Source organism: Streptomyces sp. NBC_01515 (assembly GCF_045040345.1).
Lineage (GTDB): Bacteria > Actinomycetota > Actinomycetes > Streptomycetales > Streptomycetaceae > Streptomyces.
This window is the reverse complement of the sequence record NZ_CP109416.1, coordinates 4,882,520-4,898,623: the sequence shown is the minus strand read 5'-3', so window position 1 is coordinate 4,898,623 and position 16,104 is coordinate 4,882,520. Positions and strand designations below refer to the sequence as shown.

The following is a 16,104-nucleotide window of genomic DNA, read 5'->3' as shown; positions in this document are numbered from 1 at the left end:
CCGTGCCGAGTAAGGGGTGTTTTGCCGGTTCGCTCGGGCAGGAGAACATCTGAACCCGTCGAGACCCCGAGCGACGAAATCGCTCCTGATCCACGTACTGACCCTTGAACACGTAGTACTGATTCTTGAACACGTACCGACTCTTGAATCGTGAACCGGTGAATCGGTGAGGTGAAGCGCTGATGAGCACCACCCGGCCCTACCCGCCGGGCGACCGCCCGGAGTCCGGTGGCGCCGCGGAGGCGCCCGCCGGAGGCGCTGCCGTGCCGTCCGTCGGGGACGACGCCGAACCGGCCGCGGGCCGGAACACCCGCAGGCTCAGTTTCGCGGGCGAGAGCGGGGTCGTACCGCTGGCCCGCGACTTCGCCCGCCAGGCCCTGTACGCCTGGGGCTGGCTGCCCGCCGAGGGCGCCGACCGGCGCGCCGCCGCCGAGGACGTGCTCCTCGTCGTCTCCGAACTGGTCACCAACGCCTGTCTGCACGCCGAAGGCCCGGACGAGATGTGGATCACCTGCGAGAACAAGGTGATCCGGGTCGAGGTCTCCGACCGCGGCACGGGCCAGCCCGCCCCCAGAACCCCGCACCGCGCGGGCCGCCCCGGCGGCCACGGCATGTTCATCGTGCAGCGGCTCTGCCTGGACTGGGGCGTCGTCCGCGCCCCGGGAGTCACCGGCAAGACGGTCTGGGCGGAGCTGGGCGCCCCCGCCTAGCCCGCCCCCCCCATGGAGCCGATCGGCGAATCAGCTGATCGGCTGTTCCATGGGGCCGAGGAATTCGTTTCCCCGCCCCCCGGCGCCCCTCCCGGCGGATCCCCCCCGGCGGATCCCCTCCCGAGCGCGGGGAGGAACGGCCCACCACCCCGACGGACCCCATGCCCCGCCGGCCCGCCCCCGTCATCGGGCCGGAACGAGACCGTTCTACGGCGGTACGCGACCGTTTTCACGGCCGTACGACCCCGGGATCGGTGAAGGCGTGGTGGCACCGCGAGCGCCCTCTCGCCCATGACCCGAGGGATCACCCCCGGGGCGATGCGTGTGCCCGCCTCGAACGGCACCAGCAGGCCGACGGCGCGGTGTGGGTGTCCGAGGTGCTGTGCCGCTGGGGCCCGCCCGTCCGACCGGCTCGGCTGACCGGCTCGGCTGACGCCGACCTTGGGTTACCTCCGGTCACCCCATCCACTTGTCGACCTTTTCGCGCACGCCGGATCGTCACAACTCCGGCGTGCGCCTTGTCTTCCCTCCTCACGACCCCGGGCGTACCTTGACGCCCGATCTGATGTGCCGTCAGGAATGAGGGGACCGTGTCGTACCAGAAACGAACCGCAGCGCTCGCGTCCGTCGCGTCCGTCGCGGCCCTGGCCGGCTCGGCGGTATTCATGGCCGCCCCCGCAGCCCGGGCCGACGTGGTCGACGTCAACTACAAGTGCCAGACGCCCATCGGCGTCAAGACAGCCGTCTCGCCGATCGACATCAAGGGTGTCAAGAGCGGCAGCGGCTACCAGCTCACCATGTCCTGGCAGAAGGGCGTCTCCTCCAGCCCCGTCGAACTCGGCAAGGGGGCGATGAGCCCGAGCGCCACCATCAAGCTGGGCGGCGCTGACAGCGGCACGGTCGCGGTGTCGGGCCCCGCCAACCAGGCCGCGATCCCCGCCAACACCCCCATCAAAATCAACGACTTGACGGGTACGTACACCCCGAAGGCGTCCGGCAAGGTCACGTTCACGGCGGCCGTCCTCACCATCAAGGCCCTCGGTACGACGACGACGTGCACCCCCACCAACAGCCCCGGCCCGTCCCTCACGCTCGACGTCACGGCGGCGGGCGGCTCGTCGGGATCCAGCGGCTCGACGGGCTCGACGGGCTCCACGGGCTCGACGGGCTCCACCAGTTCCGGTACCGGAACCGACTCCAGCGGCACGCTCCCGAAGACCGGCCCCGACGACTCGGTCATCGCCCTCGGCACGCTCGGCGGCACGGTCCTGCTCGCGGGCGCGGCGGGCACCCTGTGGCTGACCCGGCGCAACCAGACGGCCCGCGCCCGCCGCTGACAGCCCCCCGCAAGCCCGCTGGAGCCGCCCATGCTGCCGTCGACCGCCCGCGTCCTGTGCCTGTCCCTCCTAGCCCTCCTGGCGGCCACACCGACCGCAACGGCCGCCGGGGGATGGACCGTTGCGCCCGCGGGCGGCGGACGCCCGACGTTCTACGCCGAGGGTGAGCCCGGCACGACCCTCCAGGACACGCTGTCCGTGACCAACCCCACCACCCACCCGGTCACCGTACGACTGCACGCCACGGGCGTCCCGATCACCTTCGCCGACACGGGAGTTGGGGTCCCCGCCCGCACCCGAGCCGACATCCCCTTCACCGTGAACGTCCCGGCGACCGCGGCCCCCGGCGACCGCACCGCCACGATCACCGCACGCGACACGAAGGGCCGAGAGGCGAGGGTACGGCTCCAACTCCACGTACGCGGCCCGGCGTTGTCAGCCCTGACCGTCGAACACGTGGCGGTCCACGGCGACCGCATCACCTACGACCTGGTCAACCGCGGCACCACACTCCTCACCCCGAACCTCGCCGTCCACGCCACCGGCCTCTTCGGCACCCTCCTGAACCGCACCCCCCGCACCCTCCCCGTCCAACTCCCGCCCGGCCAGCGCCTGAAGCTCACCGAACCCTGGCCCGACCACCCCACCCTGGACGCGGTCGACCTACGCCTCACGGTCACGGCGACAGGCGGCGCGCACGACACCGCGAACGCGTCGACACGGTTCGTGCCGTGGGAAGTGGTGGCGGGTGCCGGGGCCGCGCTGACGGCCGGGGCGGCGCTGCTTCTCGTACGCCTCCGCCTCCGCCTACGCCTACGACGTCGACGGTGCCGTACGGATGAGGACGATGCGACGGCCGAACACCCGTACACACAGACCGAGTTGACGGGAGCGGCGATGTGAGCGGCAAGGTACGGATTCCGGCGCTGGTGGCGGTACTCGCGCTGCTTCTGCTGCCGTTGGCGGGAGCGACGTCAGCCGCGGCGGCGGGCGGCCCGAGTGTGAAGCTCTCCAAGTCGCAGGCGGGGGCGGGCGGTTCGATCACCGTCTCCGGGAGCGGCTGGCGCGCGCACGCCCTGCTGATGATGCTGATCTGCGGACAGGCGACGCCCGCACGCGGGGTGATCGGCGGCACCAACTCCTGTGCGAACGCGGACGGCAGAGCCGTAACGACGGACGCCAAGGGCGTCTTCAGCAAGAAGCTGCCGGTGTCCGAACCGCCGGTGCCGTGCCCGTGCGTGGTGCATGTGGCGACGGTGACGGGCGCGAGCGCGTCGGCGGACACGGTCTTCCAGGTGGCGGGCCACGCGATCGAACCACTACCCGCGGAGTCCTCCGCCGGACGTCTGTCGGTCCTGTCGGACACCCGGCTGGACGGTTCGAGCGGGCTGCTGACCTGGTTCGGGGCACCACCGTCCCGCACGCTGGTCTTCACGGTGGGCAACGCAGGTTCGTCCCCCGTCAAGAACCCCGTGTTCCAAGTCGGCACCTCCCACGGGGTGTTCGCGCCGCAGTGGGACGACCAGCAGTTCGGCGGCACGATCGCGCCCGGCGGAAAGGCGGAGATCAAACTCCCCGTCGAACTCTCGGCCGGCGCGCACGGCGACTACACCGTCTCGATGAAGTACGGCGGCCGGGTACTGGCCGAACAACCATGGGGAGTCGGCCGCCCCTGGGGCGTGACCCTGTTCTGGATCCTGGTCTGCGTGGTCGTACCGGCGGCGGTGTTCCGCATCGGGATGGCCGTGGTGGACCGCCTACGGCCACGCAAGGCGGCCCGCAGCATGGGCCCGCCCCGGCACCGGAGCCTGCACGTGCCTGCCCAAGTCACCCTGCGCATGCCGAAGTTCGGCAAGCCGGCCGCCTCTCAGGAAGCGGCCGCCCCTACGACCTCGACCCTGCCGTGGTTCACCCCGGATTCGGATCCGGGCACGGCGGCCGGTCCACTCTCCGCACCGCACGACGACAGCCCGACGAGTCCGACGACTCCCACCAGGAAGGGACTTACGTGAGCAAGCGAAGGAGAGTCATACCGGCCGGCGGAGGCGGTGTACGGAGAGCGGGCGCGGCCACGTTCGCGCTGGTCCTCGGCGGTGCGGGCCTCGCGCTCGGCCTGACCGCCGGGACCGCGCAGGCCGCCGAGGTGTCCTACGCCACCCACTGCGTGCCGCCCGCCGGCATCGACCCGGTCGACGGCACCACCAAGGTCCAGATCACCGCGCCCGCCACGGCGAAGGTGGGTGACACGGTCGACGTCGTCTGGAAGTTCACCCAGGCCGCGTCCAAGAACCCCGACATCATCGACCTGCCCGCCAACTCGGTTCAGCCGTCCGGGACGTTGAAGGCCGGCGGCGCACAGACCGCCGACATCGCGATGCTGGGCCCGCGCACGAACCCGGCGATTCCCAAGGGCGCGGTGATGACCCTGTCCGACATGAAGGGCACGTTGAAGCTGACGACGGCGGGGTCGGTGACGCTGACACCGGACGCGTACACGGTCAACGCGTTCTCGACGGACACGAAGTGCACACCGACGGCGACGGTTTCGCCTTCGGCGACGATCAATGTGACGGCGGGAGACGGCAGTTCGTCCAGCACGTCCCCAACCCCATCGGACTCGACGTCGGCTTCCGCATCGGAATCAGCCTCGGAGTCCGCGTCGCCCAGTGACTCGACATCGACATCGGCATCCGCGAGTGCCAGCGACGGCACCGGAACCGGCCAAACGGACTTCACCGGCAAGGAGGTCTCCGTCCCGTACGCGTGCAAGACGCCGATCGGTGACAAGAACGCGACCTCGCCCGTGCAGATCAACGCCACCAAGGACGGCGGGAGCTACGACCTCACCGTGAAGTTCAACGGCTCGGTGATGGACAGTCCGGCGGACATTCCTGCGGACTCCGTGAAGCCGTCGATGGAGGTGGTCCTGGGCGGCGCCGACAAGGGCACGGTCCACGTGGAGGGGCCGACCAACTCCGCCACCATCAAGTCCGGCGACCCGATAGAGATCCCGGACCTGACGGGCACGTACAAGCCCGGCGCGAGCGGTACGTCGACTCTTTCCCCCGGCGTCCTCACGGTCAACGCCCTTGGCACGACAACGACTTGCACCCCCACGAAGTCGGAGGTCTCCCTGACCCTCGACACAACGGAACAGGCAAGCGGCGCGTCAGGCGGCTCGTCCACGTCAGGCGGTACATCAACGTCGACCTCGACTTCCGGAGGCTTGGCGGAGACGGGCTCGGACAGTCACGGCGGTCTGAAGGCGCTCGGCTTGGTATCCGGTACGGCGATCCTGCTAGGCGTGGCGGTGTTCACGTTCATGCCGGGACGGAAGCGACTGCGCTGACAAGTACGGGTCGGGCCGCCCGCTTCTTGGTCAGTGTCGGGATTGCGGGAGCCGAGTAAAGGGCGCTCCCTGCGGTCGCGTCGGCTGCGCCGATTGCGCTGCGCTCCACCCTTGACTCGTCTCCCGCAATCCCGTTGTGAGAAGCGAGCGGGCGGCCCCGAGGGATGGGTGGCCAGGTACGCATCCCCGTGCCGGTACTGCGTTCGGGGCCGGGGTGTGGGGGCGCGTTCGCGTCTCGCCTGCACGCCGGGCCGGCTCAGCGGCCAACGGTGAGTGGGTGGTTGGTTGGTTGCGGAAAGCCTGGGGTGAATCTAACCACTGTCATAACCTTTGACTGGTTAGAAATGACCCCGGCTTCTGGAGAAGGGCGGGGTCGGGGCAAGGGCGGCGCGTTGGCGTCTGGCCTGCACGCCGGGTCGGCTCAGCGGCTGCCGGCCGGTGGGGACTCGCTGCACAGCAGGCCAAGTGGCAAGAAGCGCTGGGGAGTCCATGGCCGGGGGAGAGGGTGATGGGCGGATCTGAACCTCGGGCGTACATCAGGACTCCAAGCCCAGGCCTGGGCGAGGGTAGGCGTTCGCGTCTCGCCTGCCCGCCAGGTCGGGCCGGCGACTACCGGCCAGTGGGGGGAGAGTGCGGGCGGGGACCAACGTCACAAGCATCGAGTCATGGGCAACAGGCAGTGGGTGATGGGCAGTTCCGGGCCACGGACATGGGCAGAGGGAGATTCCGGGCTGGTTCTGGGCGGCGGCCCGGGCGGTGCTCTGGGTGTGGCCTGGTCGGTGGCTCCCCGTCCGTCGGTCGGCTCTCCCCGGGGCCTGGGGTACCCGGTCCGCAGAAATGTGACAGTCGAAGCGAAAGTGTCACACTTCGCGGACCCACCTCCCCCGTCCTCGCCCCGGCCTTCGGTCCTGCCCTCCTCGGGAGGCTGGGGCCTCTTCTAACCGGCCAAAGGTCGCGACGGTGGTTAGATTTACCCCCGGCTTCCAGCAACCACCCACCCGGCGTCGGCCGCTGAACCAGGGCGGGGCGTGCTGGCGAGACGGCAGCGCGCCCCCATGCCTCGTGCCCCTGTGCTCTCTCCACCCCCACCGGCCGGTAGCCGCCAAGCCCACCCGACGTGCAGACGAAGACGCGAACGCGCTCCTCCGCTCCGGCCCGGATCTAACCATGAAGGAGCAGTCCCCACCTCACCTCCCACCCCACCGGCGGGCAGCCGCCGAGCCCACCCGGCGCGCTGGCCAGGCGCAGACACGTACCCTCGCACCGGCCCGGATCTAACCACGAGGCGGCAGCCCTCACCGCGCCTCCCACCCCACCGGCCGATAGCCGCTGAGCCAGCCCGGCGTGCAGGCGAGACGCGGACGCGTCCCCTTGCACCGGCCCGGATCAAACCAGGGGGCAGTCCCTACCGCACCCTTCCACCCCACCGGCGGATAGCCGCTGAGCCGACCCGGCGTGCAGGCGAGACGCGAGCGCGCCCCTCCACTCCGGACCGCGACCCAGTACAGGCAGGGGCCCGCCCACCTTGGCCACCCATCCTTCCGGGCCGCTCGCTCGCTTCTCCAACGGGCTGGAGCGGCCCTAGTCAAGGGTGAAGCGCAGCGGAATCGGCGTAGCCGACGCGACCGCAGGGAGCGCCCTTTACTCGGGCCGCGGAAGCACGACACTGGCCAAGAAGCGAGTGGCCCAACGTCCACTGGGAAGCGCCGGGGATGGGAAAGGGCCGCCGTATCCCGAAGGATTCAGCGGCCCTTTGGCGCGTTGCCGTAGACGGACGTCAGTGGACGTCGCCCATGAGTTCCCTGACCTTCTTGCGGTACATCCAGACCGCTGCGCCCGCGAGGACCGCGAGGGCCGCTTCGAGGGTGACGATGCCTGTCTTGTTGAGGTTGACGCCGGCGATGGACAGGAGGCCTGTTGTGGCGTCGCCTGCTGTGACCGCGAGGAACCACACGCCCATCATCTGCGAGGCGTACTTCGCCGGGGCCATCTTCGTGGTGACGGAGAGGCCGACGGGGGAGAGGGTCAGTTCGCCGACCGTCTGGACGAAGTAGATCGCCACGAGCCACATCGCCGCCGCCTTGTGACCGCCGTCGGCGATCGCGAGCGGGGCCAGGAAGAGGAAGAAGGACGCGCCGATGAGGACCAGGCCCATCGCGAACTTGGTCGCCGTGCTCGGTTCCTTGCCACGGCGGGCCATAGCCAGCCAGGCCCAGGCGAAGACCGGGGCCAGGGCCATGATGAGGACCGGGTTGACCGACTGGTACCAGGAGACCGGGAAGTGCCAGCCGAAGACGGTGTTCTTCGCGGAGGAGTCGGCGAACAGGGACACCGTCGAGCCGCCCTGGTCGTAGATCATCCAGAAGACGGCCGCGGCCACGAAGAACCAGATGTACGCGGACATCTTCGACTGCTCGGAGCGGTCGAGGTCCTTGTCGCGCTTGATGCGGGCGATGACCAGGACCGGGATCAGCAGGCCGGCGATGGTGATCGGGACCAGCAGCCAGTTCAGGGTGTAGTGGCCGGAGATGCCGACGATCGCGTAGAAGACGACGGCGACGGCGGCCCACAGCGCCGACTTGCGCAGCGTGGCCGCCTTCTCCTCGGCGGACAGCGGCGTGGGGACGATGTCCGAGCGGGAGCTGAGGTGACGCGTGCCGAGCAGGTACTGGGCGAGGCCGATGGCCATGCCGACCGCGGCGAGCGCGAAGCCGAGGTGCCAGTTGTAGTTCTCGCCGACGGTGCCGATCATCAGCGGTGCGGCGAAGGCGCCGATGTTGATGCCGATGTAGAAGAGCGTGAAGCCGCCGTCGCGGCGCGGGTCGTCCGGGCCCTCGTAGAGGTGGCCGACCATCGTGGAGATGTTGGCCTTCAACAGACCCGAGCCGATCGCCACCAGGCCGAGGCCCGCGAAGAACGTGCCCGAGGACGGGAGGGCCAGGGTGAGGTGGCCGAGCATGATGATCACGCCGGCTACGGCGACCGTCTTGCGGGGGCCGAGGACCCGGTCCGCGAACCAGCCGCCGGGGAGGGCGAGCAGGTACACGAGCGACAGGTACACCGAGTAGATCGCGGTCGCGGTGGCCGCGTTCATGTGCAGGCCGCCCGGTGCCACCAGGTACAGCGGGAGGAGGGCCTTCATGCCGTAGTAGGAGAATCGCTCCCACATCTCGGTCATGAAGAGAGTGGCCAGTCCGCGGGGGTGGCCGAAGAAGGTCGTCTCGGAACCGGGGGTGCCCGGAGTCACCGAGTCCTTCGTCAGGCTGGACGCCATGGTCGTTCCTTGCTGGTTCGGGACGCGCGTGCAAGAGCGGTCGCGCGCCCGGTGGGGGGCGGCCGGCACCGGCGGGATCGGCACGTCCGTCCCCACGCCCTCGGGGAGTCCGCCCCGGGTCACCCGGCCACAGGTCATTCCTTTCAAGGCTGGCGACAGCCAGCCCGCACACAAAAGAGACCTTCAGCAGTAAATGCTCGCCAAAGGTCCCCGGTGTTGCTACAGGCCTTCAGGTCACCATACGGCAGGACACCGCCGGAAATGGAAGGACTTGAGACATCGATCACAGGGTGAAGTGGAACCGTGGTCGCCTTTTCGAAGGTGGATACAAGGATCACATCCCACAGGCACAGGTACGGACCAGATTCTTCACCGCTGCGGATCCGACTTGCCCCAAGGTAAGAATCACTCGTGGCGATCACACCCCGACCGCTGTCCGAGGCGGACTACCATCACCTCATGACCCGTGTACTGCTCGCCGAGGACGACGCGTCCATCTCGGAGCCGCTGGCCCGCGCTTTGCGACGGGAAGGTTACGAGGTCGAGGTGCGCGAGGACGGACCGACAGCCCTCGACGCCGGCATCCAGGGCGGCATCGACCTGTGTGTCCTGGACCTGGGCCTGCCCGGCATGGACGGCCTGGAAGTGGCCCGCCGACTGCGCGCCGAGGGCCACACCGTCCCCATCCTCATCCTGACCGCACGCGCCGACGAGGTGGACACCGTCGTCGGCCTCGACGCGGGCGCCGACGACTACGTCACCAAACCCTTCCGGCTCGCCGAACTGCTCGCCCGCGTCCGGGCCCTGCTCCGGCGCGGCGCGGCCGAGCCCGCGCAGCCGCCCGCCACGCACGGCGTCCGTATCGACGTCGAGTCCCACCGCGCGTGGATGGGCGACGAGGAACTCCAGCTCACCGCCAAGGAGTTCGACCTGCTGCGGGTGCTAGTGCGGGACGCCGGGCGGGTGGTGACCCGTGACCAGTTGATGCGCGAGGTGTGGGACACGACGTGGTGGTCGTCGACCAAGACCCTCGACATGCACATCTCCTGGCTGCGGAAGAAGCTCGGTGACGATGCGGCCAACCCCCGGTACATCGCGACGGTGCGGGGTGTCGGGTTCCGGTTCGAGAAGAGCTAGCCGGTCTACGCGCGACATCGCCGTGGTGGCTTGTGTGGGTGCGCGGGTGCGGGCCGGCTGTGGCTGGTCGCGCCCACGCGGCGGAGCCGAAGATCGACACGGTCCCACGCCCCTGAGGGCGCCGCACACACCGGTTCTCTAAAAGTCACCGCCCGGAGGGTCCCGTGCGTCGTCGTCTTATTCAGTCCACGCTCGCCGTGGTGCTCGTGGTCATCGCCGTCTTCGGTGTGTCTCTTGTCATCGTCGAGACGCGGACCATCAGCAACAGCGCCCAGGAACGCGTGGATTCCGAGGCGCTCCGGCTGGCCAGCATCGTGGACAGCCGGATTCTCGGGGCGGAGATCGTCGACTCCGAGGTGCTGCGCACGCAGGTCACGGAGGACCGTTACGCCGTGATCCGCATCCCGGGCGACCCGGTGATCGCGGTGGGTACCAAGCCGACCGGTGACGTCATCCGCTCCACCGCCAAGGGCGAGGAGGGCGAGACGGTCACCGTGGAGGAGCCCCGTTCGACCGTCACCCGTGAGGTCGGGCGGACGCTGCTCATCATCGGCGCCGTCGCCCTGCTCGCCGTGGTCGCCGCCGTACTGCTCGCCGTACGGCAGGCCAACCGGCTCGCCTCGCCGCTCACCGACCTCGCGGAGACGGCGGAGCGGCTCGGTTCCGGTGACCCGCGGCCCCGGCACAAGCGGTACAGCGTCCCGGAGTTGGACCGGGTCGCCGATGTCCTCGACTCATCCGCCGAGCGCATCGCCCGCATGCTCACCGCCGAGCGCAGGCTCGCCGCGGACGCCTCGCACCAGCTGCGTACGCCGCTGACCGCGTTGTCCATGCGGCTGGAGGAGATCACCCTCACCGACGACCCGGACACGGTGAAGGAGGAGGCGACGATCGCGCTGACGCAGGTCGAGCGGCTCACAGATGTCGTGGAGCGGTTGCTCACCAATGCGCGTGACCCTCGTACCGGATCCGCCGTCTCCTTCGACCTCGACGAGGTCATCCAGCAGCAGCTCGCCGAGTGGCGCCCCGCCTACCGCAGCGAGGGCCGCGCGATCGTCAGCTCGGGCAAGCGGCATCTCCAGGCCGTCGGCACCCCGGGCGCCGTCGCGCAGGTGCTGGCCGCGCTGATCGAGAACTCCCTGATGCACGGCGGCGGGACGGTCGCCCTGCGCACCCGCGTCACCGGCAACCAGGCCGTCGTAGAAGTCACGGACGAGGGGCCTGGTGTTCCGACCGACCTCGGCGCCCGGATCTTCGAGCGGACGATCAGTGGTCGTAACTCCACCGGGATCGGGCTGGCCGTCGCCCGGGACCTCGCGGAGGCGGACGGCGGGCGGCTGGAGATGCTGCAGGCGCAGCCGCCGGTGTTCGGGCTGTTCCTGTCGCGTACGCCGCCGACGAAGCGGCCGCCGGTGGACGACGACGAGCCCACGGTCCGCTAGGGACCGGAGGGAGCGGGTGGGTTCAGCTCACGTGCTGCTTGGGGCGGGGCCGCGGCTCACCACGCTGGGGCTCGATGAGGGGGGCGTCCGCCTTCGCGACGGGTTCCCCGGCTCCGCCCTCGGCCTCATCCTCGTCCTCCGCCGGCAGTGCCTTGAACACCCAGCTGCGGTACGACCAGAAGCGGAACAGCGTCGCGATGCCGATGCCGAGCACCTTGAAGACGTTGCGCTGCAGCGAGCTGTCCCAGCCGAAGCCGTAGATCGCCGCGAACAGGATGCCGTTCTCGATCACCAGGCCGACCAGGCTGAACGCCAGGAACAGGCCCAGTTCCTTGGTGCGGGCGCTCTTGTCGCGGTCACGGTAGGTGAAGTACCGGAAGCCGACGTAGTTGCACGCGATGGCGACGATCGTCGCGATCACGTTGGCGCGCACGGCCTGCAGGCTGGTCAGATGCCACAGCAGATTCGAGACCGCGAAGTTCACCACGGTGCCCACCACGCCCACCGCGCCGAACTTGGCGACCTCGCGGGCGAGCCGTTTGAAAGGCCCTTCGGAACCAGGCTCCATGGTTGTGCAGGCCCCCATCTTCTCGGATTCTCGACCCAGCCATGCTAACCACCGCTTTCCCCCGGCGCCCGTGAAGCCGCTCACAGGTCGGGAAGAGACCCGGAAAAGAACGGTAAGAGGTACGGAAATCAGGCCGCCCTGGCGTGACCGATACCCTGGGGGAGTGACGTTCCCGGTAGTCGGCATGGTCGGCGGGGGGCAGCTCGCTCGTATGACACACGAGGCGGGCATCCCGCTCGGCATCAAATTCAAGCTCCTCAGTGACACCCCTCAGGATTCCGCGGCGCAGGTCGTCGGCGATGTCGTCATCGGCGACTACCGCGACCTCGACACGCTGCGTGACTTCGCGCGGGGCTGCGATGTGATCACCTTCGATCACGAACACGTACCCACCGAGCATCTGCGCGCTCTGGAGGCGGACGGCATCCCCGTGCGCCCCGGCCCGGACGCGCTCGTGCACGCCCAGGACAAGGGCGTGATGCGCGCGAAGCTCGTCGAGATCGGCGTGCCGTGCCCGCGGCACCGCCTCGTCAGCGACCCGGCGGACGTCGTCGCGTTCGCGGCGGAGGGGGACGGCTTCCCCGTCGTCCTCAAGACCGTCCGCGGCGGCTACGACGGCAAGGGCGTGTGGGTCGTCGACTCCGCGGAGGAGGCCGCCGACCCCTTCCGCGCCGGCGTCCCCGTCCTCGCCGAGGAGAAGGTCGACTTCGTACGGGAGCTGGCGGCGAACGTCGTACGGTCCCCGCACGGCCAGGCCGTCGCCTACCCGGTCGTCGAGTCCCAGCAGGTCAACGGCGTCTGCGACACGGTCATCGCACCCGCCCCCGACCTCGACGAGTCCCTCGCCCTCCAGGCCGAGGAGATGGCGCTGCGCATCGCCAAGGAACTCGGGGTCGTCGGCCATCTCGCCGTCGAGCTGTTCCAGACCCGCGACGGCCGCATCCTCGTCAACGAACTCGCCATGCGCCCGCACAACTCCGGTCACTGGACCCAGGACGGCGCGATCACCAGCCAGTTCGCGAACCACGTCCGCGCGGTCCTCGACCTCCCGCTGGGTGATCCGCGCGCACGTGACACATGGACCGTCATGTGTAACGTTCTCGGCGGCGACTACCCGGACATGTACTCCGCGTACCTGCACTGCATGGCCCGGGACCCCCAGCTGAAGATCCACATGTACGGCAAGGACGTGAAGCCCGGCCGCAAGGTGGGCCACGTCAACACCTACGGCGACGACCTGGACGACGTCCTGGACCGCGCCCGCCACGCAGCCGGCTATCTGAGAGGCACGATCACCGAATGAGCTCCGTCGCAGGACCCGTCGTAGGAATCGTCATGGGGTCGGACTCCGACTGGTCCGTCATGGAGGGTGCCGCGAAGGCCCTCGACGAGTTCGAGATCGCGTACGAGGTCGACGTCCTCTCCGCGCACCGCATGCCGCGCGAGATGATCGCGTACGGCGAGCGGGCCGACGGCCGCGGCCTCAAGGTGCTCATCGCGGGTGCGGGCGGCGCCGCCCACCTCCCCGGCATGCTCGCCTCGGTGACGCCGCTGCCGGTGATCGGCGTCCCCGTGCCGCTGAAGTACCTGGACGGCATGGACTCGTTGCTGTCCATCGTGCAGATGCCGGCCGGTGTCCCCGTCGCCACCGTCTCGGTCGCCGGCGCACGCAACGCGGGGCTGCTCGCCGCACGCATCCTGGCCACGCACGACGACGAACTCCTCGTCCGTATGCGGGAGTTCCAGCAGGAGCTGAACGACCAGGCCACCGAGAAGGGCAAGCGGCTGCGGGCCAAGGTCGAGGGCGGCGGCGCCAGCGGCTTCGGCTTCGGGAAGTGACGGCGATGACGTCACTGGACCAAGCCCGGGACCTGCTCCGCGAGTTCCCGGTCGTCGACGGGCACAACGACCTGCCCTGGGCGCTGCGCAAGCAGGTCACCTACGACCTCGACGCCCGCGACATCGCCGTAGCGCAGAACGCGCATCTGCACACCGACATCCCGCGCCTGCGCGAGGGTGGCGTCGGCGCGCAGTACTGGTCGGTGTACGTGCGCTCGGACCTGCCCGACCCGGTGTCGATGACGCTCGAACAGATCGACTGCGTACGGCAGTTGCTCGCCCGCTACCCGCAGGACCTGGCGCCCGCGCTGACCGCCGCGGACATGGAGTCGGCGCGCGGGGAGGGCCGTATCGCCTCCCTCATGGGGGCGGAGGGCGGGCACTCGATCGCCAACTCCCTCGGCACGCTGCGGGGGTTGTACGCGCTCGGCGTCCGCTACATGACGCTCACGCACAACGACAACGTGGCGTGGGCGGACTCGGCGACGGACGAGCCGGGGGCCGGCGGGCTGTCGGCGTTCGGGCGTGAGGTCGTGCGGGAGATGAACCGCGAGGGCATGCTCGTCGACCTCTCGCACGTGGCGGCGACGACGATGCGCGACGCGCTGGACACGTCGACGGCTCCGGTGATCTTCTCCCACTCGTCGGCGCGGGCCGTCTGTGACCATCCGCGCAACATCCCCGACGACGTGCTGGAGCGGCTGCCGGGCAACGGCGGCATGGCGATGGTGACGTTCGTACCGAAGTTCGTGCTCCAGGCCGCCGTGGACTGGACGGCCGCGGCCGACGACAACATGCGCGCGCACGGGCTGCACCACCTGGAGACCACCGAAGAGGCGATGAAGGTGCACCACGCCTTCGAGGAGCTCCATCCGCGCCCGGTCGCCACCGTCTCCACGGTCGCCGACCACCTCGACCACATGCGCGAGGTCGCCGGCGTCGACCACCTCGGCATCGGCGGCGACTACGACGGCACGGCCTTCACCCCGGACGGCCTGAACGACGTCTCCGGCTACCCGAACCTCATCGCGGAACTCCTCGACCGCGGCTGGTCCAAGGCCGACCTCGCCAAGCTGACCTGGAAGAACGCGGTACGGGTGCTGGGCGCGGCCGAGGACGTGGCGCGCGGGATCCGGGCGACGCGGGGGCCGTCGAACGCGACGATCGAGTCGCTGGACGGCTGACCGGCGCGGCGCGGGAGCGCCCACTCCCGCGCCGTACCCCGAACGCCCCGCCCACCGGGTGGCCCCCTTGCGGGCGTGCGACGGTGACCGTACTGCCGTAACGACGTACGGAGCCCGCCATGGCCGACCTCCAGGACCAACTGCACGCGCCGACCGAGGTCGGCGAGCTCGACGACTTGGTCCACGAGCCCTTTCCCGGCGGGCCGTTCCCGCCGGACACCGCGGAACCGTACGACCCCGTCTCCGACCCGGCCGCCGCCCCGCTGGAGCGCGCGCACGCCATCCTCGCCGCGCACCCGGTCGCGGACGGCTACAGCGGGCTGCCGTGGGCGCTGCGGCACCTGCCGTGGTTCGACCTGGAGCTGGGCGAGAGTTCCGTGGACACCGATGTGCCGCGGCTGCGCGAGGGGCATGTCGGCGCGCTGTTCTGGTCGCTGCACCTGCCTGAGGGGCTGGCCGGGGACCGGGCGGTCGGCGCCACCCTGGAGCAGCTGGATCTGGTCAACACGGTGGTCCGCGCCCACCCCGAGGGGCTGCGCCTGGCGTACACCGCCGGTGAGACCACCGACGTACGCCACTGCGGCCGTATCGCCGTGCTGCTCGGCCCCGCCGGAGCCACCGCGCTCGGCGACTCCCTGGGCATCCTGCGCTCCCTGCACGCGCTGGGGCTACGGGTCCTCACGCTGTCCGGGGTGTCCTGGGCGAGCGAGGCCGGGCTGACCCGGTTCGGGGAGGAGGTCGTGCGCGAGATGAACCGGCTCGGCGTGCTCGCCGACCTCTCCGGCGCCTCCGACGGCACGATCCGCCGCGCGCTGGCGGTCTCGAAGGCGCCGGTGCTGTTCACCCGTTCCGCCGCCCGCACGCTGCGCCCGCACCCGGCGAACCTCTCCGACGAACTCCTCGCCGCGGTCGGCGCCGCCAAGGGCCTGTGCATGGTGCCGCTCACCGCCGAGCAGACCGGGCCGTCCGTCCGGGACGTCGCCGACCACCTCGACCACGTCCACGAGGTCGCGGGCCGCGAGTGCGTCGCCCTGTCCGGCACGTACGACGCCGGTACGGCCCACCCGCAGGACCTCGCCGACGCCTCCTGCTACCCGAACCTCATCGCCGAGCTCCTCCACCGCGGCTGGTCCGAGCCCGACCTCGCCCTGCTCAGCTGGGGCAACGTCCAACGCGCCCTGCGCAGCGCCGACTTCACGGCCCGCGCCGCACAGCAGCGCCGCGAGCCGTCGACAGCGAAGATCGCGGAGCTGGACGGGTAACA

The 16,104-nt window shown here is 70.2% G+C and carries 13 protein-coding genes; 11 read left to right on the top strand and 2 right to left on the bottom strand.

The window, feature by feature from the left end; genetic code table 11:
* Positions 1–182: 182 nt before the first annotated feature.
* The 5 genes from OG407_RS21730 (at position 183) to OG407_RS21710 (ending at position 5,396) form a co-directional block, all read left to right on the top strand.
* The gene (locus tag OG407_RS21730) at positions 183–710 is read left to right on the top strand and encodes an ATP-binding protein (RefSeq protein WP_366497067.1); all 528 of its coding nucleotides are present in this window, start codon (positions 183–185) and stop codon (positions 708–710) included.
* Positions 711–1,300: 590 nt separating this feature from the next.
* On the top strand, positions 1,301–2,047 hold the full coding sequence (locus OG407_RS21725; protein ID WP_405860371.1) for an LPXTG cell wall anchor domain-containing protein: 747 nt from the start codon (positions 1,301–1,303) through the stop codon (positions 2,045–2,047).
* A gap of 33 nt (positions 2,048–2,080) precedes the next feature.
* Complete coding sequence (locus tag OG407_RS21720) at positions 2,081–2,950, top strand: hypothetical protein (RefSeq protein ID WP_405868529.1); 870 nt, start codon at positions 2,081–2,083, stop codon at positions 2,948–2,950.
* On the top strand, positions 2,947–4,059 hold the full coding sequence (locus OG407_RS21715; protein WP_405860369.1) for a hypothetical protein: 1,113 nt from the start codon (positions 2,947–2,949) through the stop codon (positions 4,057–4,059). Before OG407_RS21720 ends, OG407_RS21715 begins: the two co-directional genes overlap by 4 nt.
* Positions 4,056–5,396, top strand: a complete 1,341-nt coding sequence (locus tag OG407_RS21710) for a hypothetical protein (RefSeq protein WP_405860367.1) — start codon at positions 4,056–4,058, stop codon at positions 5,394–5,396. Before OG407_RS21715 ends, OG407_RS21710 begins: the two co-directional genes overlap by 4 nt.
* Positions 5,397–7,173: 1,777 nt before the next feature.
* Here OG407_RS21710 and OG407_RS21705 read toward each other — a convergent pair.
* Positions 7,174–8,670 carry an oligopeptide:H+ symporter gene (locus OG407_RS21705; RefSeq protein ID WP_405860365.1) on the bottom strand — a complete coding sequence of 499 codons (1,497 nt, stop codon included), beginning with the start codon at positions 8,668–8,670 and terminating at the stop codon, positions 7,174–7,176.
* A gap of 459 nt (positions 8,671–9,129) precedes the next feature.
* On the opposite strand from OG407_RS21705, the gene OG407_RS21700 reads away from it, so the two are divergent.
* Both OG407_RS21700 and OG407_RS21695 read left to right on the top strand, forming a co-directional pair.
* Complete coding sequence (locus OG407_RS21700; protein ID WP_174447603.1) at positions 9,130–9,807, top strand: response regulator transcription factor; 678 nt, start codon at positions 9,130–9,132, stop codon at positions 9,805–9,807.
* A gap of 164 nt (positions 9,808–9,971) precedes the next feature.
* A complete protein-coding gene (locus OG407_RS21695; RefSeq protein WP_405860363.1) occupies positions 9,972–11,249 on the top strand; it encodes an ATP-binding protein in 1,278 nt (425 codons plus the stop codon).
* A 22-nt stretch (positions 11,250–11,271) separates the two neighbouring features.
* Here the strand turns inward: OG407_RS21695 and OG407_RS21690 are convergent, their stop codons facing one another.
* On the bottom strand, positions 11,272–11,817 hold the full coding sequence (locus OG407_RS21690; RefSeq protein ID WP_405860361.1) for a GtrA family protein: 546 nt from the start codon (positions 11,815–11,817) through the stop codon (positions 11,272–11,274).
* A gap of 163 nt (positions 11,818–11,980) precedes the next feature.
* Between OG407_RS21690 and OG407_RS21685 the strand changes: the two genes are divergently transcribed.
* The 4 genes from OG407_RS21685 (at position 11,981) to OG407_RS21670 (ending at position 16,102) form a co-directional block, all read left to right on the top strand.
* The gene (locus OG407_RS21685) at positions 11,981–13,120 is read left to right on the top strand and encodes a 5-(carboxyamino)imidazole ribonucleotide synthase (protein WP_405860359.1); all 1,140 of its coding nucleotides are present in this window, start codon (positions 11,981–11,983) and stop codon (positions 13,118–13,120) included.
* Positions 13,117–13,656 (top strand): 5-(carboxyamino)imidazole ribonucleotide mutase, encoded by a 540-nt coding sequence (purE, locus tag OG407_RS21680; RefSeq protein WP_405860357.1) that lies wholly within the window; start codon positions 13,117–13,119, stop codon positions 13,654–13,656. Before OG407_RS21685 ends, purE begins: the two co-directional genes overlap by 4 nt.
* Positions 13,657–13,661: 5 nt before the next feature.
* On the top strand, positions 13,662–14,840 hold the full coding sequence (locus tag OG407_RS21675) for a dipeptidase (protein ID WP_405860355.1): 1,179 nt from the start codon (positions 13,662–13,664) through the stop codon (positions 14,838–14,840).
* A gap of 119 nt (positions 14,841–14,959) precedes the next feature.
* Positions 14,960–16,102 carry a dipeptidase gene (locus OG407_RS21670; protein ID WP_403603398.1) on the top strand — a complete coding sequence of 381 codons (1,143 nt, stop codon included), beginning with the start codon at positions 14,960–14,962 and terminating at the stop codon, positions 16,100–16,102.
* Positions 16,103–16,104 lie beyond the last annotated feature (2 nt).